A 21051-nucleotide genomic window follows, 5' to 3' on the forward strand; every position below is an offset into this window, starting at 1 on the left:
GCGGCGCGGACCAGACCCGGTGGACAGTCCGGCGCCGGTCCGGTGGGCAGCCCGGCGCCGGTCCGGTGGACGGTGCCGTCCGCCGGCACCGTCCACGGTCACGGACTACCCCTGCGCGATGCCGAGTTCGCGGCAGGCCCGGCGGTACCGGTCCAGGCAGCGCCCCCAGGGCCCGCCGACGCCGAAGTCGAGCAGGTGGGGCAGCAGGGCGGCGGAGAAGTCGGTGCTGGACTCCTTCGGCAGCAGGGAGGGCAGGTTGTCGATGGCGACGAGGTCGAGCGGGGGTTCCTCGCGCAGCCGGCGCACGGGCTCGTCCCAGTCGGTGGTGCGGTCGTAGACCGGCAGGACGTTCAGCGGCGAGCCGACGTCGCAGGTGACGTCGCACAGGGTGCGCAGCCGGCGGGCGGGGTCGTCGAGGTCCCGGTCCCTGAGGAACGGCGGGACGGGGCTGGTGGCGAGGACGGCGTTGACCATCACGTCGTGCTCCAGCAGGGTCCGGCGGTCCAGGTCGCGGGTCTCGGCGAGGTCCCAGCAGGTGGGGTCGACCCCGGCGGTGCCGAACGCCACGCGGGCGCCCCGGCCGCTGCGGCCGAGGGCTCCGATCACCAGGGCGGTGAACTCCGCGTCCCCGGCGGCGGGCCGCAGCGTCTCGTCCAGCTCGTCCTTCGTGGTGGGCGTCAGGGGCGCCGTCAGCCGGCCCCGGTGCCGGAGCACGGCCAGGGCGGCGCCCAGGTAGCCGGCCCAGAAGCCGAAGGCGGCCAGGCGCCGCCCGTCGTCGTCCACCAGGTACTCCAGGTCCAGCAGCGCCCCTCCCCCGGCGGCGAACCGGCGCAGCAGGGCCGCCGCCCCCGGCTGCCGCTTGTAGGCGTGCCCGAAGAAGACGTGGCGGTGCACCAGCTCCCGCGGCTCGTCGGGAAGTTCCTTGAGCCCGACGACGACGGCGTCCGCCGGCGCCGACACCCAGGAGCCCGCGGGCGCGACCCGGCAGCCGGCCGCCTCGTACTCCCCGACGGGAAAGACGCGCTGCGGGGACTCCTCGACGGTCACGGTCACGCCGCCGGCCACGAGGCGGCGGGCGTCCTCGGGCACGATCGGGGTGCGGCGCTCGGTGGCGCGGGCCTCGTGGCGCAGCCACAGGTGGAGCTCGGTCATACCAGGTTGCCCTCCGGGCGCGGGGCGCCGGCCGCGGACCGGCCGGCGCTGAGCGGGCTGACGTCCACGAAGGGTACGCGGCCCGGGCACGGACCGCGCAGCTCACCGTGCCGGTGGCGATCGGGCCCTGCGAGGACGCCGGCGCGGACACCGGCGCGGGCCGGGCGGCGGGCGGCGGACGTGCCCGTGGCGCCGCCGCCCGCGGGGGCGGCCGGGGCGTGCCGGCCGCGGGCACGCTCCTTGCGGCGGGCGGCCCCGGTCCGGTTCCCGGGGCCGGCGGCCGTCGTGCCGGGGGAGCGCCCCGGGGCCGTCACGACCAGTGCGCCACGGCGTCCAGGTGGGGCAGGTGGTGGTCGAGGCGCTCCCGCTTGGTGCGCAGGTAGGTGATGTTGTCCTCGCACGGCTCGATCAGCAGCGGCACCTGCTCGGCGACCTGGATGCCGTGCCGCACCAGCGCCTCGCGCTTGCGCGGGTTGTTGGACATCAGGCGGACCGAGCGCACGCCGAGGTCGTGCAGGATCTCGGCGGCGACGCCGTAGTCCCGGGCGTCCACCGGCAGGCCGAGGGCGAGGTTGGCCTCGACGGTGTCCAGGCCCTCCGCCTGCAGCGCCATCGCGCGCAGCTTGGCGAGCAGGCCGATGCCGCGGCCCTCGTGCCCCCTCAAGTAGACGACGACTCCGGCGCCTTCGGCGACGACGGCGCGCAGCGCGGAGTCGAGCTGGCCGCCGCACTCGCAGTGCTGGGAGCCGAAGGCGTCACCGGTCAGGCACTCCGAATGCAGCCGCACCAGCACATTGTCGGTGCCTATCTCGCCGAAGACGAGCGCCACTTGTTCGTCGCCGCGGTCGTGATCGAGGTAACCGACCGCCTGGAAATTCCCGTACACCGTGGGCAGCGGGGCATTCACGACGCGTTCCGCGCCGGTGCGCTGCGGGGACTTCTCGCCGAGGACGCCAATTTTTTCTGTCATGATTCTCAAGTTCCTAAGCAGAGACGAAAGGCCGTGAAGAAATGAGTGGTTCGGGAGCGCGGGCGGCGGCATCCGGTCCGGAGCACGGGCTGCTGCCGGCGGACACCACGGAAGACGTACGGACGCGGGGCGCCGGCGTCTCAACGCAGGTCGCCGTGCTTCCGGTCGGGAGCTTCGAGCAGCACGGTCCGTACCTTCCGCTGGCGACCGACACGCTGGTGGCCTGTGCCGTCGCGCGGGAGGTCGCCGCGGCGTACCCGGTGCACCTCCTTCCTCCGGTGACGATCTCCTGCTCGCACGAGCACGCGGCCTGGCCGGGAACCGTCAGCATCTCCTCCGTGACCCTCCACGCGGTGATACGGGACATAGCGGCTTCGCTGCGCCGGTCGGGCGTCGAGGCCCTGGTGCTGGTCAACGGCCATGGCGGAAACTATGTGCTGGGCAACGTCGTCCAGGAAGCCTGCGCACGGGGCGAGCGGATGGCGCTGTTCCCCGCCCCGGAGGACTGGGAGACGGCGCGCGAGCGGGCGGGGGTGGCCACCTCGTTGCTCACCGACATGCACGCGGGGGAAATCGAGACCTCCGTCCTTCTGCACGCTCATCCCGACATGGTCCGCCCCGGTTACGAGACCTCCGACTTCGTCGCGGACGACCGGCGCCATCTGCTCTCCCTCGGTATGTCCGCCTATACCGATTCGGGTGTCATCGGCCGGCCTTCACTGGGTTCGGCGGAAAAGGGGAAGGCGTTGCTGGCGAGCCTCGCCGATTCCTTCGCCGCGTATTTCTCGTTGCTGGCCTCGCCCGTCTCCGGGCGGGAGGCGGAGGCCGGGCGGGTCTGACGCGCCGCCGGTTCCGGGTCCGCCGGGGCCGTCCCGGAACCGGCGCGCACGGCGGTGTACCAGCGGGCGAGCAGGACGGCGACGCCGGGCAGGCTCGCCACGAGGCTGAGCACCCCGTAGACGACGGCGACGGCGAGCCCCTTGCCCGCGCCGAGCCCGGCCGCGCCGAACGCCCAGGCGGTGACGCCCTCGCGGGGCCCCCAGCCGCCGACGTTGAGCGGCAGGCTCATGGCGAGCAGCGCGAGGACGGCCAGCGGCAGCAGCACGGCCACGGAGGCGGTGATCCCGGCGACGCGGGCGGCGAGCACGAACATCGCGACGTAGCCGGCCAGGACGACGACGGACGACAGGGCGACCCCCGGGCCGTTGCGGCGGGAGAGCAGCCCCTCGCGCGCCTCGGCGAGCGCGGCGCGCAGCGCCCGGCCCCGGCGGGACGGCACCCGGTTCATGCGCAGCGCCAGCACGACCGCGAGCGCCCCCAGCGCGCCGAGCGCAGCGAGCGGGGCGATGTGCCGGGCCTGGGTCAGCACCGGGGAGGGCATGGTCAGCAGGATCCCGGCCCCGACCGCGAACAGCGCGAGCTGCCCGGCGGTCCGCTCCAGGACGACCGACCTGACGCCCCGGCCGAGGTCACCGGTGCGCTGCCCGTGCCGGACCGCGCGGTGCACGTCGCCGAGGACGCCGCCGGGCAGGGCCGCGTTGAGGAACAGCGCGCGGTAGTAGTCGGCGACGGCCGGGCCGAGCGGCAGCCGGATCCGCAGCCCGCGGGCCACCAGGGCCCACCGCCACGCGCTGGACACCGTGGTCACCGCTCCGATGCCGAGCGCCGCGCACAGGGTGGGCACGTCGATGCGCCGCAGCCCGTCCAGGAGGACGCCGGTGCCCAGGCGCCACACCAGCACGGTGAGCAGGACGACGCCGGCGACGGTGCCCAGGTGGGTGCGCATCCCGCGGGAGGCGGGGCGGGCGAGCGGCGCACGGGCGGCGCCGCGCCCGGCGCCGGACCGCCCGGTCCCGCGCAGGGGCCCGGCCACCACGGGCGCCTTCGCCGCCTGCGCGCTCACGACGCCCCGCCCGCCGGCCGGCACAGGGCGAGCAGATCTATGTGGTGGACGACGACGCGCAGCTCACCGGCCGCGCAGGCGCGCAGCCGTTCCGCCAGGTACCCCTCGGCTCGCTCCCGCAGGTCCGGGCGCTCCTCGACGGCCGCGCCGACCCAGCCCCGCAGCCACTGCTCCGTCAGCGCCGACTGCTCCGGGCCGAGCCGCCAGGGGCTCGGGTGCAGCCGTACGGTCGCGCCGTGCCCGGCGAAGGCCTCGGCCGCGACCGTGACCGCGTCGGGGCCGAGCAGGCCGTGGCGGCGCTGGTGGGCGTTGAACGCCTCGGTGATCTCCGCGTCGAGCAGGTGGGGCGGGGTCAGTTCGACGCGTCCGGCCACGGAGAGCGTCAGCAGGGCCGGGCAGCCGGCCCCGGCGCAGGCGGCGGCGAGGGTGTCGATCTCCTCGCGGGTGAGGACGTCGAGGAGCGCGGACGCGGTCACCAGGGACGCGCCGTGCAGCGCGTCCGGGGTGAGGCGGGCGATGTCGCCGCGCCGGGTCTCGACGGTGACGCCGCTGCCGTCGGCGGCGGCGCGCGGGGTGGCGACGGCGGCGAAGTGCAGCAGGTAGGGGTCGCGGTCGTGGAGGATCCAGTGCTGGGCGCCGTCGAGCCGGGGCGCGAGCCAGCGGCCCATCGAGCCGGTGCCGCAGCCGAGGTCGTGCACGACCAGGCCGTCGGCCCGGCCCGGCAGGTTGGCCAGCCGGATCCGCAGCGGATCGAGCAGGTCGTGGGCGCGCGCGGCGGCGTCGGCCGGTTCCCGCAGCCGCAGCCACTCGGGCGCGTACCGGGGCGGCTCGCCGGGCTCGTCCGGCCCGCTCTCCCGCAGCCGCAGGGTGGCCCGCTCGCCGGAGGCGGGGGCGGGCCCGGCGCCCGGGATGACGCGGTGGTCGCCGGGCGCCGCGACGGGGTGCCCGGGAGCGGTGTCCGGCACGGGGTCGCCGGCCTGCGGGACCGGCCCCGGCGCGGCCTCCGTGTCCCGCGCGCGCTCCTCCTCCCCCGGACCGGGACGGGCCGGGATCGTGCCGGTGTGCCGGGTCCGCCCCGGCGTCGCCGGGTTCGTCATGCGGCCCTCCGGGGTTCGGCCGGGAGCCGACGCAGCACCGCGGCCAGGCTCTGCGCGGTCGCCGCCCAGCCGCCGAGCGCGGCGCGCCGGCTGCGGGCGGCGGCCTTCAGACGGCGGCGCACGTCGGCCTCGCCGAACCAGCCGCGCAGTTCGGCGGCGATGGCCGCCGGATCCTCCGGCGGGACGAGGATGCCGGGCACGCCGCCGTCGGGGGCGCGGCCGACCGCCTCGGGCAGGCCGCCGACGTCCGTCGCCAGCACGGGGATGCCGCGCGCCAGCGCCTCCGTGACCGCCATGCCGTACGTCTCGGCGTAGGAGGTGAGGACCATCAGGTCGGCGGCGGCGTAACTGGCGTCGAGCGCGGCGCCGGACCGGGGCCCGGTGAGCTCCAGCCGGTCCTGGAGGCCGTACTTCGCGATGAGCGCCCGCAGCCGGGCGACGTACTCGGGGTCCTGGTCCAGGCTGCCGACGCACACGCAGCTCCAGGGCAGGTCGGCGACCTGGGCGAGCGCCTCCACGAGCCGGTGCTGGCCCTTGCGCGGGGTCACGGCGGCGACGCACAGCAGGCGGGAGACGCCGTCGGTGCCGGGCGCGAGGGGCGCGATGTCGGCGCCGGGGGCGGCGACGTGGACGCGGTCCGGGGCGAGGCCGTGGTGGGAGACGAGGCGGCGGACCGCCCAGTCGCTGGTCGCGACCACCGCCGGCACGGCCCGCAGCACCGCGCGCTCCCGCGCGTCCAGGTCCGCCGCGACGTCGGGGTCGAGTCCGGTCTCGTCGCCGAGTGGGAGGTGGACGAGGACGGCCATGCGCAGCCGCTCCGCCTCGGGCACGACGACCTCGGGGACGCCGCAGGCGACGAGCCCGTCGAGCAGGACGACGGCGCCGTCCGGCAACTCGCCCAGGGTGCGGGCGAGTTCCGCGCGGTCGGCGGCCCGGGGCCGGGGCCACGCGCCCGCCACGGCGTGCTGGTGCACCTGCCAGCCGAAGCCGGGCAGGTCCAGGCGCACGCGCCGGTCGTAGGCGTTGCCGCCGCTGGGTGCGGCCGGGTCGTCGACGCCGCCCGGGACGACGAAGTGCACGGTGCGCAGGGACATGGGGATGATCTCGGCGTTCGTCGGTGCGGCCTGCTGGGCGGGCACGTAGGCCAGGGTCGCCCGGCTCGCCCCGTCCGGCCTCTCGATGGTGGTGTCGGTCACAGGGCACGCTCGTAACTCGCCCAGGCGATGTGCGACTCGTGCAGCGTGACGGTGAGGCCCGCGATGCCCTTGGCGCCCTCGCCCAGCGCGCCCCTGTGGATGCGTTCGGCGAGCCGGTCGGCGATGACCTTGGCCAGGAACTCCGTGGAGGTGTTGACCCCGGCGAAGTCGGGTTCGTTGTCGAGGTTGCGGTAGTTGAGCTCGCCGACGACGGCGCCGAGTTCCCGGGTGGCCAGTCCGATGTCGACGACGATGTTGTCCTCGTCCAGCTGCTCGCGCCGGAACGTGGCGTCCACGAGGAAGGTGGCCCCGTGCAGGCGCTGCGCGGGTCCGAAGACCTCCCCGCGGAAGCTGTGGGCGATCATGATGTGATCGCGGACGGTGATGCTGAACAACGGACGACCCTCCAGGTGCGGCGCGTCTGTTCCCCGCCGATCGCTGCCGGGGATGCCGGGTAGTACGGCTGTCCGCCTTCCCGCGTTCAGCCTCCGGCTCTCTCTTTTCTCAGGTCAGGCTGCCGTCGTGCCGGACGGAACGGTTCGCCCGTACCGGACGGAGCGATTCGTCAGCCGATGTCGGGGTAGCGGACGCGGTGGCACAGGGCCGGGATCTCGCCGGAGGCGAGCCGGGGCAGCACGTCCGGCAGTTCCCCGAAGGCGCACTCGCCGGTGACGAGGGCGTCGAGGGCGGGGTCGGCGAGCAGGTCGAGGGCGAGGGCGAGCCGGTCGGCGTACGTACGGCCGGCGCGGCGCGGGGAGACGGTGCCGACCTGGCTGCTGCGGATGGCCAGGCGCCGGGAGTGGAAGGCCTCGCCCAGCGGGAGGCTCACCTTCCGGTCGCCGTACCAGCTCAGTTCGAGGACCGTGCCCTCGGCGGCCAGCAGCTCCAGGGAGCGGGCCAGGCCCTGTTCGGAGGCGCTGGCGTGCACGACCAGGTCGCAGTCGCCGAGTGCTTCCTCGGGCGCGGCGAAGTCCACGCCGAGCGCCTCGGCCGTCGCCGCCCGCCCGGGGTCGGCGTCGACCAGCTGGAGGCGGACGCCGGGGAAGCGGGCCAGCAGCGCGGCCACCGAGCAGCCGACCATGCCGCCGCCGACCACGGCGATGCGGTCGCCGACCAGGGGGGCCGCGTCCCACAGGGCGTTGACCGCGGTCTCCACGGTTCCGGCGAGCACGGCCCGCCCGGCGGGGACGTGGTCCGGCACGGGCGTCACGGCACTCGCCGGGACGACGTAGCGGGTCTGGTGCGGGTAGAGGCAGAAGACCGTCCGGCCGCGCAGGTGCCCGGGCCCCTCCTCGACCACGCCCACGTTCAGGTAGCCGTACTTCACCGGGCCCGGGAAGTCGCCCTCCTGGAACGGCGCCCGCATCGCCGCGTACTGGCCGGCGGGCACGCCGCCGCGGAAGACGAGCGTCTCCGTGCCCCGGCTCACCCCGGAGTACAGCGCCCGCACCACCACCTCGTCCTCGCCCGGTTCCGGCAGTTCGGCGTCCCGGATCACGCCCCGTCCGGGCGAGTCCAGCCAGAACGCGCGTGCGGTGCGCTTCATCCAAGTCCTCCTGAACGATCGGGAAGCCGCTTGCGTACGGAGTGGTGCACGGGCCGCGCACAAGGTAGCGGCCTTGATCGACTCTGTCACACGGCCGGAGGGTGTTCGGTGGCCCTGAACAACACGTACGACGCGAGGCTCGTCCAGCAGGAGACCGCCGTGGGAGCGGGGGTGCAGGTCCTGCTGCTGGCCCTGCTCGGCACGGCGGTCGGCATGGGCCCGGCGGGCTGGCTGACCGGGCTCGCGTTCGCGTTCGCCACCTGGGCGGTGCTCTCCCGGGCGCTGCACCGCTCCCGGCCGCGCAGCTTCGGCGCGGCGAACCGGGTCACCCTCGGCCGGGCGATCCTCGTCGGCGGTGTGACCGCCCTGGTCGCGGACTCCTTCCAGAGCTCACCGCCGGTCTCGTTGTTCGTCGGCCTCACCGCGGTGGCGCTCATCCTCGACGGCGTCGACGGCAAGGTCGCCCGCCGCACCGGCACCTCCACCCCGCTGGGCGCCCGCTTCGACATGGAGGTCGACGCCTTCCTGATCCTGGTGCTCAGCGTGTACGTGTCCATGCGGATGGGTCCGTGGGTGCTGCTGATCGGCGGGATGCGGTACGTGTTCGTCGCCGCCGCGCGGGCGTGGCCCTGGCTGACCGCGCCGCTGCCGCCGAGCACGGCCCGCAAGACGGTGGCCGCCCTGCAGGGCGTGCTCCTGCTGCTCGCGGGCGCGGACCTGCTGCCCCACGGGGCCAACGTGGGCGTGGTGGCGCTGGCGCTCGGGCTGCTGGTGTGGTCGTTCGGCCGGGACGTGCTGTGGCTGTGGCGCACGTCGCGGCCCCGGACGGTCCCGGCCGGGGAGACGGCCCGCGTGGTGAAGGACGTCGAGCTGGTCGCCGGGTGAGGTTCCGGCCCGGCCACGATCCCTTTTCCCTCTCTCCTCTCCTCCCTTCCTCCCCCGGCTCCCCATCCCCCGGAGCGACTGGGGCGCGGCGCCGGGGATGACGACTGGACCGGCCGGAATGCGCCCCGGAGATGCGCCCGGAGCAGCTCGGATGCGCCACCAGGGATGACACCCGGACCAACTCGGATACGCCGCAGGAGATGACATCCGAACCGGCCGGGTACCCCTGGCCCGGAGGCGTCGCGGCAGCACTGCCACCGTCGCCGCCACGGCCGGTGGAGCGGCCGACACCAGCTCCGCCCCCGCGTCCATGCGGCGGGCCTCACCGCCGCCACGGCCGCGAACCCGGCGCCGATCAGCAGCAGTCCGGCCGTCATGGGCCGGCGCGGCGCGAGTTGCTCCCCACCCGGCACGTGACCGACAGTTGAGCGGTCGCTCCTGGCGGCGAAGGCAGCGTGAACAGCCAGGCGAACGCCGTCCGTGAGCCGGTAGCCCGTTCCACCTCGGCGGGCAGGGCCAGGTGGAGCTGGTCGCAGGCGAGCAGGTGGGCGCCGTAGGTACAGCACAGCGTCAGGAAGAGGCGGTTGGGCGCCGGCAGCCGCAGCCCGCCCTTCATCCGGGTGAGGGCCCGGCCCGGGAGTGGTACGCACGCCCCGTCCGGCGTCGGCCCGCGCGGTGAGGCCGACGCCGGACGGGGCGGCGGGCGTGGGCCTGGCCTTCATGGCGTGTGTGCAGGCGTTCTCGCGGTGCTGGGACTCGACGAGGGCGGTGAGCAGCCATCAGCACCAGATGCACGACTGCCCCGGTACACACAAGGTCCACTTCTGATTTCCACACCGTCCCCATAGAATCCGTCTGTCCGTGGGGGGCGAGTGCGACAAGGCGAACATGTCGCGCAGGGGGGATTGGTCGGAGAACGTCGGGTCCGTCCGCGTTGCCGTGCCCCCGGAAAAAGGAGTTCACACTTTCCCTCTCCGGTGCCTGAGCAGCACAACGTGAGAGCAGGGACAACCGTGACGACCATTCCGGGTGCATTCGGGAGCGGCAGCGATCTGGAACGCCTCAAAACGGTCCTGGCGAACTGGCGCACGTCGCTCGTGGACCTCAGCGGGCGCAACCGGCTGCTGAACTTTCGGCATACCCGTACCTCGACGCTGGAACTGTCGGCCCCCTCGCCGTCGGACCTGGTGAGCCTGCTGGAGAACCGCGCTCTGCACTTCGCGCCGCTCCCGGACGAGGTGCCCGCGGAGGACGAGGAGCAGGAGTGCCCTCTTCCGGGTGAGCACGACGTCGTCACGCAGAAGACCACGGCCCCCGCCTTGCAGAGGGCACTGCGCTCCCTCCGTTCCAAGGCGACCCAGGTGTTCAACGACTACGGTCTGTGGACCCTTCACCTGGGCGTCGGCATGCTGCACTGGCGTGAGGACGGGGCCACCACCAGCAGCCAGGCGCCGCTGATCCTCTTCCCGGTGGAAATCGTGCGGACGCCCACCGGGCAGGTGCTCCTCCAGGCGAACGAGGACGAGGATCCGCAGCTCAATCCCGCGCTGCCCATCAAGTTGGAGCAGTTCGGCATCGACTGGACGCCCGTCGCGGAGAGCGACTGCCGTGACGTGGACGCGGTGGTCGCGGCCGTGCGCGGGGCGGTGGCCGGCAAGTCCCAGTGGGAGGTGGAGGAGCGGGTCGTCATGGCGCTCTTCGCCTCTCATAAGGAGTCGATGTACCGGGACCTGCTGGAGAACGAGGACCGGCTCCTCGCGAGCGACCTGGTGCGCGCGGTGGCGGTGGGGCCCGGCGACGCCCTCGCCCCCGATCGCTTCGACTTCGAGGAGGTGCCCGCGGAACGGGTCGACGAGCTGGCTCCTCCGGAGGACGCTCCGCTGGTCCTGGACGCGGACACTTCGCAGCGGCAGGCCGTCGCGGCCGCCGTGGCGGGCCGGTCCTTCGTGCTCGACGGTCCTCCGGGAACGGGCAAGAGCCAGACCATCACCAACATCATCGCCGGACTGATGCACGCCGGCCGCAAAGTGCTGTTCGTCAGTGAGAAGGCGGCGGCGCTGGACGTCGTGCTGCAGCGGCTGAAGTCGGTGGGCCTGGACTCCTACGCCTTCGCCCTGCACAGCCACAACACCAGCCGCAAGGCCGTGGCGCAGGAACTGGGCCGCGCGCTCTCCGAGCAGCCGCAGGCGACCGGTCTCCCCGACCAGGAGAAGGCCCAGGCTCGCCTCGACCGCGAGGCGCTGTCCGCGTACGCCGCAGCGATGAACGAGGTGCGCCTGCCCCTGGGCCGCACCCTGCACGACGTCATCGGCCAGGTGGGCCGTCTCGACGACGCCCCGGTCGCCTACCTCTCCTCCCCCGGTGACGGTTCGTCCCGGCGGTTCGACGCCTCCTCCCTCTCCGCGGCCGACCTGGACGACGTGCTCAAGGCCGCCGACGCCGTCGGTGACTCCTGGCAGGCGGTGGCCGATCCGGGCTTTCCATGGCGAGGACTGCGCACGGACCGGCCCCATCCCGGCCCCGCGCTGGAGGAGGCGCGCACGGCCCTGAACGGGCTCCTGTCCGCCCTCGACGGTTACGGGGTGCTCGCCCCGGAGGGCGTGCAGTTCACGACGTCGGACCAGGTGAACCGTCTCGTCCGGCTGCTCCGTCTGCTGAACGAACGGCTGCCCGTGCCCGAGTGGTGGCTCACCGAGCCCGACATGGCGCACGCCGTGACCGATCCGGTCGAGTCCTTCCTCGACGCGCTGCGCCGCGTACGGCGTGCCCAGCAGACCGCGCGGGACCTGGTGGGTGACCGCTGGCAGGAGGTGTCCCCGCGTCTTCGCCCCGAGCCGCCGACGGCGGAGCAGGCTCTGGTCTCCCTCGAGCCGCGAGGTCTGGATCTGACCGGACTGACCGAGCGGCAGGCGGAGGATCTGAGCCGGGACTTCGAGAAGGCGGCTGATCTGCTGGGGGGCGCCACCTCCTCGGCCCGCGAACTCGCCCGGGCCCTGGGCGTCGACGAACCGCGCTCGCTGGCCGAGGCGACGGCCCTGTGCGATCTGGCGGACCTGTCCGGCGTCCCGCACCGCCCGCTGGAGGCGTGGCTCGCCCCGGAGGACTTCGCCGCCGCACAGCGAGCGGCCCTCGGTCTCGTGGCGATCGCAGTGGAAGAGTTCGAAGCCCGCCGTGACCGTACGGCTGCGGCACGGACGACCGCGCAGGAGTACGCGGGGCCGGGCTGGGCGGACATGCCGCCCCATCTGCCTCGGCAGCCGGAGGCCGCGGAGACCGCGCTCGGCTCTCTGCAGCCACCCGGTGCCGACCTCACCGTCCTCGGCCGGGACGAGGCCGACTCGCTCGCCTCCCGCTGGGGCACCCTCGCCGACATGCTTGAGGGCACCGCCAAGTGCGCGGTGGACGTGGCATACCTGCTGGGCTGCGAACCGCCGGACACCGCCTCCGCGACGCGGTCCGTGGCCGAACTGGCCGCACTGGCCCGCTCCTTCCACCGGGCTCCGGCCGCCTGGTTCGATCCGGTAGTACTTCCTCGAGCACGCCGGACCGTGGACGAACTGCGCCGCCTCATGAACGCCCTCGGCGAAGCTCGCCGGGAGGCGCAGAGCGTGTTCGGTCCCGACACGCCCCACACCGAGGGTCTGACCGACGCGGTGCACCGCCTTTCGGAGAACGGCCGACGATTCGCGGCGGGTCTGTCCTCCCAGGTTCGGGCCGACCGGAAACTCGTCGGCGGAGTCAGCACCAATGGGTCCTGGAACAGCGGCCTGCAGGCGGAACTGGGCAAGGCGGCGGCCTGGCTGCAGGCGCACCGGGCCGTGCGCGCCGCGGTGACCGAACACGCGGAACTGCTCGCCGCCCACGCCGGCGACGACCTGCCCGATCTCGACGCCCTGGACGGCGCACTGCACCAGGCCGAGGACGCCCACCGGCTCGCCCCGGATGTGGTGGCCGACCCGGTCCGTCGCACTCGCCTGGTCGCGCAGCTGGCCCACGGGTCCGCTCCCGACCCCGCCCTGCTCGAGTGGGGCAAGCGGCTGGAGGACGACCTGAGCAGGTGGAACTCGGCGCTGCGGGAGCCGCGGCTGCGCGAGCACGGCACGGACCTGGAACGCCTCGGACCGGCGGCGACCGCCGCGTGGCTGCGCGCTCATGTGCCGGCGCTGGAGAACGCCGCGCGGCTCATCGACACGGTCCAGTCCATCGGCCGCCGGGAGTTCTCCGAGGCAGCGGGCCACACCCTCGCCTCGGCGCGCACGGCGATCACCGCGGCGCACGCGGCACAGCGGGAGGACGCGGCGTTCGTCGCCTGGGAGGCCCACGACCGGGAACTGCTGTGCACCTGGTACGCGGGCCTGGACACCCGTCTCGACGGCCGGCCGGACACAGACGGCGGCACAACGGTGGAGGACGACCTGCTGCACCGGGCCGTGCGGTTGTCGTCCACCGGCAACGGGTCTGGGACGGAATCCGCCGGTGTCGGGACCGTTGGGCTCCTGGGCGAGTACGCACCGGACGGCCGCCCCCGCACCGCCGCCCTGGCCGCTGCGCTCGCCGCCGCGGCCGACGCCCACCGGCTGGCCGGCCCGGTCCTGGCGGACCCGGCCCGGCGCAGCGGTCCCGTCCGCGCCCTCTGCGCCGAGCGGTCCGCCGTCCCGGGTCTGCTGGAGACGGCCGCCCGCCTGCGGGTGGAGTGTGCCGACTGGGAGGCCTTCACACACTCCCCCGCCCTGGCCCCTGCCGCCCTCGGACTGCGGGCCCGTTCCTTCCCCGAGGGCACGGCCTGGCTGCGCGCCCACCTCGATCCCCTCGACGAGGCCGCTTCCTTGATTCATTCGGTGACCCGTGCCACGGGCTTTCCGGACGGGGACACCGACCGGCTGTCCCTGGGCGACGCCCGCTCCTGCGTGGCGGCCGTGGTGGCGGTCCGCGCGGCCGAGGAGGAACTTCTGAGCGCCGAGGCGGACCACCGCCGTCTGCTCGGTGACCTGTACGAAGGGGTGCGCACCTCCCGGGAGACCGTCCACAGCGCCTTGGACTGGGCCCTCGACATCAGGCGCACCGCTTCCGTCACCGGCTCGGCCGCTCCTGTGAAGCCCGAGGCCGCACGCCTGCTGCTGCACGCGGCGCCCGACTCGTCGGTGGAGCGCCGCAACCGCGACTGGCTGGAGCGGGCGGAGGTGCTCATCGGCCACTTCACACCGGTCCGGGCGGCGGAGATCCGCACCGAGCTGGAGGCCGGGTTCCCGTCCGCCCGGACGCTCCTCGACCGCATGTCCGACGACCCCTACGGCCCGGACGCCTGGCTCCGTTCCGCCGAGGCCCACGAGGTGCTGAGCCGTTACGGACTGGAGGACCTGCCGGCGCAGCTCGCGGACCGCGAGGTGCCCGCATCGCTGTTCCCCGTGGCCGTGGAGCGCACCGTGCTGCGTGCCTGGGTGGAGCACCAGATGGCGTCCGACAGCCGTCTCGCGGTGGTACGGGCCACCGACCGCGACCAGTTGGTGGAGCGCTACCGCCGACTGGACCGCGGGCTGGTGCGGGCCTCCCACGCGACGGTGATCGAGGCCTGCAACGCACGACGCCCTCGCCGGGCGACGACGGGCCAGGCCGCGACCCTGAGCCGTCAGGCGAAGCTGCAGCGAAGGCACATGCCGGTGCGGCGGCTCCTGGACGAAACCCGGGACGTCGTGCAGCGGCTCAAGCCGTGCTTCATGATGAGCCCGCTGACGGTCAGCCAGTACCTGCCTCCGGACTTCCGCTTCGACGTGGTGATCTTCGACGAGGCGTCCCAGGTCCTTCCGCAGGACGCCGTGAACGCCGTCTACCGCGGTGACGCCCTGATCGTCGCGGGCGACCCGCGGCAGCTCCCGCCCACGTCGTTCTTCAGCGCCGGCGGCGACACCGACGATGACGACGAGTGGGACGAGGAGGCACCCGACTCCTTCGAGTCCATCCTGGACGCCTGCAAGGCCAGCGGGGTGCTGCGTGAGTTGTCGCTGCGCTGGCACTACCGCAGCCGCCACGAAAACCTGATCGCCTTCAGCAACCACGAGTTCTACGACAACTCGATGGTCGTGTTCCCCGGTGCGGTCACCGACGGCCATGACGTGGGCGTCGCGTTCTACAAGGCCGACGGCGTGTACGACCGCAGCAACAAACGCGACAACGTCCGCGAGGCCGAGCTGGTGGCCGAGCGGGTCATCCACCACTTCTCGAGGCGGCCGCACCTGACCCTGGGCGTCGTCACGCTCTCCAAGGCGCAGGCGGACGCCGTCGAGGACGCCGTCACAGAGGCCCGCAAGTCCCGGCCCGACCTCGACGGGTACTTCACCGAGGACCGTCTGGGCGGCTTCTTCGTGAAGAACCTGGAGACGGTGCAGGGCGACGAGCGCGACGTGATCATCCTGTCGATCGGCTACGGACCCGACGCGCAGGGCAAACTGCGTTCCTCCTTCGGCCCGATCAACCGTGAGGGCGGCTGGCGGCGGCTGAACGTGGCCGTGACCCGGGCACGGCACCGGGTGGAGGTCGTGGCCTCCTTCCACGGCGCCGATCTGCCGGACAGCTCGAACAAGAGCGTCCAGCACCTCAAGCGCTATCTGCACTACGCGGAACAGGGGCCCGCGATCCTGGCCACGGCCGCGCCCGACGCGGACGCCGCGCCGGAGAGCCCGTTCGAGGAGGACGTGCTCGACACCCTGTGCGGCTGGGGCTACGACGTGCAGCCCCAGGTGGGCGTGGCGGGCTTCCGGATCGACATGGCGGTCCGGCACCCCGGGGCTCCCGGCTCCTATGCGCTCGGCATCGAGTGCGACGGCGCGATGTACCACTCCTCGCGCGCGGCCCGCGACCGCGACCGGCTGCGGGAGGAGGTCCTGCGTGGCCTGGGGTGGAACCTGCACCGGATCTGGGGCACGGACTGGTACCGCAACCGCAAGGACGCGCAGCGACGGTTGCGTGAGGCGGTGGAGGCGGCCTGCGCCGCCGACCCGTACGCGCCCGCGGCGGAGCCCGAGCCGGTGACGGTGCCCGCCGCGGCGCCGGAGGTCGAGATCGTCCCCATCGCCGAGTCGGACCGCTCCGAGTGGAGCCGCCCCTACCGCGCCATGCGCCTCGATGAGCTGTACGAGCTGCGGAGGGTGCTGGGCATGCAGACGGGGCTCGGCGACATCGACCTCCGAGAACCCGAGGCCCGCGGGCTGGTGGCGGAGGTGGCCCGTCAGATCATCGCGATCGAGGGGCCCGTCGAGGAGGAGGTGCTTATCGGCAGGGTCCGCGCCGCCTGGGACATCGGCAGTTCGAAGCAAGTCGTGCAGGTGAGTGTCCGCAACGCGCTGAAACTGCTGGTGCGCAGAGGGTCCGTGGTGAGGTCCGGGACGACGTGGGACCTGCCGGACCGCGAGGTCATGACGGCCCGCACGCCGAGCGCGGACTTCGATCGCAAGAAGGTCTCCCACGTCCCGCCGGTCGAGCGCCGGGTCGCCCTCCTGGGGGTGCTGTCCGAATCTCCCGGTCTGCAGGGCACGGAACTGGCCAGGGAGACCGCTCGGTTCTTCGGCTGGCTGCGCCTGGGCCCGGACATACGCGCCGCATTCGAGGCGGACATCGAGGAGTTGATCGCCGACGGACTCGTCGCCACGAGCCCGTCGGGGCTCGTGGCGGTGGAAAACGTCACCGGATGACGACCGTGCGCCGGTTGGAGGGACAGTCCGATCACGGCCGGCGACTCGCGCGATTTGAGCAGTCTGCTCACCAACCGGTCGGCAATGGCGCGATAGAGCCTCACTGACGGTGATTCCGGCGCGACGGCGGGTGATGTCAGGGAGAATGCCGCGAAGTCATTGGATGAGGGGGCGAGTGATGGGTGCGGCTCTGCTGGCGCTGGCTGCTGCGTTGATCGGAGGCGGGGTCTCCCTGGCGTCGGTTTTCCTCACGCAGCGCGGTGCGGAACGCGGGTGGACTCTTGAGCACGAGCGGATCGAGCGGCACCGCGAGGAGGACCGGATCCGTGAGTGGGACAGCCGTTTACTGGAGGAACGGCGGGCCGTGTACACACGGTTGAACGCCACGGCGCGAGCGGCGCGGGACGCTCTGGCCGGGTGCATGCACGATCTGCGCCGGGGCGGCTCCCTTGACGAAGCGCGACGGGCGGAACTGGATGAGCGCTGGAGTGCCTACGTCGTCCAGCACGCGGAGTCCCACATGATCGTGTCCGATGCCGTGCTGCCCGTTGTGGGCGCCGCCAACGGCTCGCTGCGGAAGATCTACGGGCTGGTCCAGCGCCTGGATTCAGGGCAGTCGGACCGGGAGGAGGATCTCCAGGAACTGAGTCGGCGGGTGGAGGACCTCTGGGACCAGCTGACCGCCCTACGGGACGAGATGCGCCAGGATCTCGGCATCACCGCACGCGTGGAAGCCCCCAGCAGACAGGCGGGCGAAGGTCGTTGGACTGCAGTCCAAGCCCGCTTCTAGGGTCCGGGCATCGAGCGTCCGGTCAGGCGGCTCGGGCCCTCGGTTGGCAATCCCATAAGGCCCATTTCACACACTGCGGGACACATGTCTCAGGCAACACCGTCCAAGCCGACGAGACGCACGGGCTCGCTCAAGACGGCGCGAGCGCTCTCGAAATCGGCCAGCCGGGCCGCCACCGTGGCGACGGCGAGGCGTTCCGGGAGGGCAGCGGAGAACTTCAGGCCGCGTACGGCCCGTCGGTCCACGTCGGGCAGAACGAGGCTCTCGCCGACGCTTTCGCGGGCCGCGCGCCAGTCGGCCGGGGTGAGGTCCTCCCGCAGGCGTACCCAGCAGTCGGTGGGCCGTTGCAAGGGGTCGGCGACCGACGGGAGGGTGGCCGCGAGGGTGGCGTTGGCGCGGTACCCGGCCCAGGTCCACCAGCGCACGTCGCGGCCGGCACGCGTGATCAGGGTCCCGCCCGGGTGCACGGTGTCGGGGGCGTCGGTCTCGCGCTGCTCGGCCAGGCACGCCTCGGCGCGCCGGGTGAGGGAGACGGGCGGGTCCGCTCCCAGCAGCACCTCGCGCATGGCGCGGGTGAGGGCGTACGAGAGGCCCGCGATGCCGCCGTTCATCCACTTGGCGACGCCCCCGCCGTCTGCGGGTTCGACGAAGACGCGTTTGCGCGTCCAGTCGATGTAGGTGACCTGCCAGCTGCGTCCGCCGAGCAGCAGGCGCCGCGGTCCCGGGCGTTCCTCGGTGAGCACGCTCGGGTCGGTGCGGCCGATCTCCCTGCGCCCGGACAGGACGGTGAACTGGGGCGGCGCGGTGAAGGACGCGGTGAGTTCGATGAAGTGCCGCTTGCCGAAGCGGCGTTCCGCCTCGGGTCCGACGAACAGCAGACCGCCGTCGTTGTCGAGGAAACCCTCCTCGGTGAGGAAGCTCAGGATCGGGGCGGCGGACCGGTCGAAGGGGGCGAGGCCATTCCACTGTCGGTCCCACAACTGGTCGCCCAGCTTGTGTTGTTGCAGGGTGACGGCGAGGAGCTGCTGGGCCACGAGGTGGCGCGGCTCGGGCGGCGGGAGGACCGGTTCGACCCAGCCGCGCGACCAGAGCAGCAACAGTCCCGCCGCCTGCAGCAGGGTGTCCTTGCTTGTGGTGAGGAACAAACAGTTGCGCACGGTACCGAGGCGGCGGCCGGTGCGGCCGATGCGCTGCAGGAAGGAGGCGACGGTGGCCGGTGAGTCGATCTGGATGACGCGGTCCAGGTCGCCGACGTCGATGCCGAGTTCGAGGGTGGAGGTGGAGACGATGACGCAGTCGCGTGCTTCGGCGAACGCCTGCTCGGAGCGGGTGCGTTCGTCGACGGAGAGGGAGGCGTGGGAGAGGAAAACGGTCACCTCGCGGGCCCGGAGCGCGGCGCCCAGTTCCTCGACCTGGCGGCGCGAGTCGCAGAAGACGAGCCGCTTCTCTCCCCGGTGCAGGGCGGCGATGAGTTTGGCGGCGTTGTCGAGGGAGCCCACATAGTCGAGCTCCACCTCGCCCGCTGGCCGCGAGGGCTGCTGAGCGGTGGTCCTTGGGCCGTCGCCCGTCCCGCCGGACACGGGCGGCCTCACCTCCGGGGCCACGACGCGCCCGGTGCGACTGCTGGCGCTCGCGCCCTGCAACCAGTGCAGCAGCTGTTCCGGGTTGCCGACGGTCGCGGACAGGCCGATGCGCTGGATGGGTCGCCTGGTGACCCGCTCCAGCCGTTCCAGGACGGCCAGCAGGTGCCAGCCCCGGTCGTCGCCCGCGAAGGCGTGCACCTCGTCGACGACGACGGCCCGTACGCTCCCCAGCAGGCGCGCGTGGTCGGTCTTGACCCCGATCAGCATCGCCTCGAGCGACTCGGGCGTGGTGAGCAGGATGTCCGGCGCCTCGGTGCGGATGCGCTGCCGCTGCGACTCCTTGGTGTCGCCGTGCCAGAGCGCCGCGCGCCGTCCCAGCCATTGCGCGTAGATGTCGACACGGCCGACGAGGTTGTTGAGGAGCGCCTTGAGCGGACACAGGTACAGCACCGAGGTCCCGGTCCACCGCTGCTCGGCCATCGCCGACAGCAGCGGGAAGCAGGCCGCCTCTGTCTTGCCGCCGGCCGTCGGCGCCAGCAGTACGGCGTCCTCGCCGTCCATGAGCGGGGTGATCGCCGCCCGCTGGAGGGGGCGCAGGTCGGGCCAGCCGAGGGTGTTGACGATGTGGTGCAGGACGACGGGATCCAGCCGGTCCAGGACGTCGGGCTCTCCCCCGGCCGGTCCTGCCCCGGCCGGGCTGTCGGCGTCCGCCATCACAGCTCCAGGTCGATGTCGTCGGCGGACGCGGAGCCGTCGGTGACCTTGGCGGCCAGATTCCGCTCCACGTCGGTGAGTTCGCTGCTCGCGACGGTCAGCCGGTAGTGCTGCCGTGGGTCGAAGTCGTCGAACTGGTCCACCCGGTCGAGGACGTCCCCGACAAGCTTCTTGAGGAACAGCCGGGGGGCCACCCCGACCTTCCCGCCCAGCGCCCCGCCGACGGCCCGTGCGAGGTCCGCGACGTAGGCGTCGTCGACGACCGTCTTCACGCGCTCGGGCGACGCGGCGGCGTCCGCGTACAGGTCCCGGATGGTGACACCGAGGCCGACCAAGGACTCCTGGTTGAAGCCGGGGAGCCGGATCTGCACGGCGCGGGGGTTGTCGAAGCGCGGGTCGGTGGTGAAGTCGGTGGCGAGCCGCTGGGCGAGCGGGGCCAGTCGCTGCACTCCCTGCTGCCCGTCGTAGAAGGCGGGCGTGCCGGTGATGACGAGGTACAGGCCGGGGAAGCGGCCGGAGTGGACCTCGTCGATGAGCTGCCGCAGCGCGTTGAGCGCCTTGTCGCGGGCGTCGGAACGGACCCGCTGCAGGGTCTCCACCTCGTCGAGGACGACGAAGAGCCCGGTGTGCCCGGAGTCGCGCAGCACGGTGAGGAGCCCTTGCAGGAAGCCGAGGGCACCGAAGTGGTCGAGGTCGCCGCGCACCCCTGCGGAGCGGCGGGCGGAGGCCGCGACGTGCGGCTGGCCGCCGAGCCACGCCAGGACGGCCGCGGCGGTCGCCTCGTCACCGTCGGCGAGGGCGGCCCGGTAGCCCCGCAGGGCGGTGGCGAAGGACGGGGCGTGCCGGGACACCTCCGCGAGGCGTGCGACGAGCAGTTTCTCCACCTCACCGGGCAGTTCCTCCTCGGTCGCGCCGGCGGCGAGGGCGTCCTCCTCCAAGGCGTAGAACCATGCGTCCACCACCGGCCGCAGGGCGCTGGGCGGGAAGCTGGAGGTGGTGAGGCGTTCGGTGAGCCGTCGGTAGACCGTCTCCAGCCGGTGCAGAGGCGTCTCGTTCTCCGATACCTGGATCTCGGCCACGGCGAAGTTCCGCCGCTTGGCCCGCTCCCCCAGCCAGCGGGTGAAGAACGTCTTGCCGGACCCGTACTCACCGCGCACGGCCTTGAACACGGACCCGCCGGACGCCACCGCGTCCAGTTCCGCGTCCAGGGCCGCCTCGAACCGGTCGAGGCCGGTGGCCAGCAGGTCGAGTCCGCTCTCGGGTACGGCGCCGCGGCGCAGGGCGTCGATGACGACACGGCGGCGGGCCGCACTGACCTGGGCGGGACGCTTGGATCCGGTGGCGCTCACGGGGACCAGTGTCCCATCTCCCCGCGCACCGGGGCTTCGGCGAAGTGTCATGATGTCCAGTTCGTGACCATGTGAGTTCGAGCGCGTCACCGTACAGCCGCCGCCCTCGCCGTTCAGGACGATCACGTACAGATCGACGCTGCGGCCGTCGTCGTGCCGCCAAGCGGTGCGAGGAGCGCCG

At 73.4% G+C, this 21051-nt stretch carries 12 protein-coding genes and 1 pseudogene; 4 read left to right on the forward strand and 9 right to left on the reverse strand.

Annotation, left to right across the window (positions count from 1 at the left end; genetic code table 11):
* Positions 1–105: 105 nt before the first annotated feature.
* Complete coding sequence (locus AB0L29_RS14715) at positions 106–1152, reverse strand: saccharopine dehydrogenase (RefSeq protein WP_365826969.1); 1047 nt, start codon at positions 1150–1152, stop codon at positions 106–108.
* Positions 1153–1462: 310 nt separating this feature from the next.
* Positions 1463–2122: a GTP cyclohydrolase II gene (gene ribA / locus AB0L29_RS14720; protein ID WP_365826971.1), complete on the reverse strand. Its 660-nt coding sequence runs from the start codon at positions 2120–2122 to the stop codon at positions 1463–1465.
* Positions 2123–2163: 41 nt separating this feature from the next.
* Here ribA and AB0L29_RS14725 point away from each other — a divergent pair, with 41 nt between their 5' ends.
* Entirely contained in the window at positions 2164–2961 is a 798-nt protein-coding gene (locus tag AB0L29_RS14725) for a creatininase family protein (RefSeq protein ID WP_365826973.1), read from the forward strand.
* A 143-nt stretch (positions 2962–3104) separates the two neighbouring features.
* Here AB0L29_RS14725 and AB0L29_RS14730 read toward each other — a convergent pair.
* From AB0L29_RS14730 to AB0L29_RS14750, 5 genes and pseudogenes are all read right to left on the reverse strand, one after another.
* Positions 3105–3908: pseudogene (locus AB0L29_RS14730) on the reverse strand (lysylphosphatidylglycerol synthase transmembrane domain-containing protein); the annotation flags it as partial.
* Between the two features lie 113 nt (positions 3909–4021).
* Positions 4022–5122: a methyltransferase domain-containing protein gene (locus AB0L29_RS14735; RefSeq protein ID WP_365826975.1), complete on the reverse strand. Its 1101-nt coding sequence runs from the start codon at positions 5120–5122 to the stop codon at positions 4022–4024.
* Positions 5119–6318, reverse strand: a complete 1200-nt coding sequence (locus AB0L29_RS14740; protein WP_365826977.1) for a glycosyltransferase family 4 protein — start codon at positions 6316–6318, stop codon at positions 5119–5121. The genes AB0L29_RS14735 and AB0L29_RS14740 overlap by 4 nt, the downstream gene beginning before the upstream one ends.
* Positions 6315–6713, reverse strand: a complete 399-nt coding sequence (locus AB0L29_RS14745; protein ID WP_365826979.1) for a 6-carboxytetrahydropterin synthase — start codon at positions 6711–6713, stop codon at positions 6315–6317. Before AB0L29_RS14745 ends, AB0L29_RS14740 begins: the two co-directional genes overlap by 4 nt.
* Positions 6714–6883: 170 nt before the next feature.
* A complete protein-coding gene (locus AB0L29_RS14750; RefSeq protein ID WP_365826981.1) occupies positions 6884–7864 on the reverse strand; it encodes a zinc-binding alcohol dehydrogenase in 981 nt (326 codons plus the stop codon).
* A gap of 108 nt (positions 7865–7972) precedes the next feature.
* Here AB0L29_RS14750 and AB0L29_RS14755 point away from each other — a divergent pair, with 108 nt between their 5' ends.
* The 3 genes from AB0L29_RS14755 to AB0L29_RS14765 all read left to right on the forward strand — a co-directional run bounded on the left by AB0L29_RS14755 (position 7973) and on the right by AB0L29_RS14765 (position 17224).
* Complete coding sequence (locus AB0L29_RS14755; protein WP_365826983.1) at positions 7973–8749, forward strand: CDP-alcohol phosphatidyltransferase family protein; 777 nt, start codon at positions 7973–7975, stop codon at positions 8747–8749.
* Positions 8750–9762: 1013 nt separating this feature from the next.
* Positions 9763–16434 (forward strand): DUF3320 domain-containing protein, encoded by a 6672-nt coding sequence (locus AB0L29_RS14760; RefSeq protein ID WP_365826985.1) that lies wholly within the window; start codon positions 9763–9765, stop codon positions 16432–16434.
* Positions 16435–16612: 178 nt separating this feature from the next.
* On the forward strand, positions 16613–17224 hold the full coding sequence (locus tag AB0L29_RS14765) for a hypothetical protein (RefSeq protein WP_365826987.1): 612 nt from the start codon (positions 16613–16615) through the stop codon (positions 17222–17224).
* 89 nt (positions 17225–17313) lie between these two features.
* On the opposite strand, the gene AB0L29_RS14770 is transcribed toward AB0L29_RS14765, so the two are convergent.
* Both AB0L29_RS14770 and brxD read right to left on the reverse strand, forming a co-directional pair.
* Positions 17314–19521, reverse strand: a complete 2208-nt coding sequence (locus AB0L29_RS14770) for a DEAD/DEAH box helicase (protein WP_365826988.1) — start codon at positions 19519–19521, stop codon at positions 17314–17316.
* The gene (brxD, locus tag AB0L29_RS14775; RefSeq protein ID WP_365826989.1) at positions 19521–20870 is read right to left on the reverse strand and encodes a BREX system ATP-binding protein BrxD; all 1350 of its coding nucleotides are present in this window, start codon (positions 20868–20870) and stop codon (positions 19521–19523) included. Before brxD ends, AB0L29_RS14770 begins: the two co-directional genes overlap by 1 nt.
* Between the last annotated feature and the right edge of the window lie 181 nt (positions 20871–21051).

It is taken from the genome of Streptomyces sp. NPDC052701, from assembly GCF_040678355.1.
Classification (GTDB): Bacteria; Actinomycetota; Actinomycetes; order Streptomycetales; family Streptomycetaceae; genus Streptomyces.

Excerpts from the sequence above, each read along its gene's own strand:
- AB0L29_RS14715 (WP_365826969.1), bottom strand. The coding sequence starts at position 1,152 with ATGACCGAGCTCCACCTGTGGCTGCGCCACGAGGCCCGCGCCACCGAG.
- ribA (WP_365826971.1), bottom strand. The coding sequence starts at position 2,122 with ATGACAGAAAAAATTGGCGTCCTCGGCGAGAAGTCCCCGCAGCGCACC.
- AB0L29_RS14725 (WP_365826973.1), top strand. The coding sequence starts at position 2,164 with ATGAGTGGTTCGGGAGCGCGGGCGGCGGCATCCGGTCCGGAGCACGGG.
- AB0L29_RS14735 (WP_365826975.1), bottom strand. The coding sequence starts at position 5,122 with ATGACGAACCCGGCGACGCCGGGGCGGACCCGGCACACCGGCACGATC.
- AB0L29_RS14750 (WP_365826981.1), bottom strand. The coding sequence starts at position 7,864 with ATGAAGCGCACCGCACGCGCGTTCTGGCTGGACTCGCCCGGACGGGGC.
- AB0L29_RS14765 (WP_365826987.1), top strand. The coding sequence starts at position 16,613 with ATGGGTGCGGCTCTGCTGGCGCTGGCTGCTGCGTTGATCGGAGGCGGG.
- AB0L29_RS14770 (WP_365826988.1), bottom strand. The coding sequence starts at position 19,521 with ATGGCGGACGCCGACAGCCCGGCCGGGGCAGGACCGGCCGGGGGAGAG.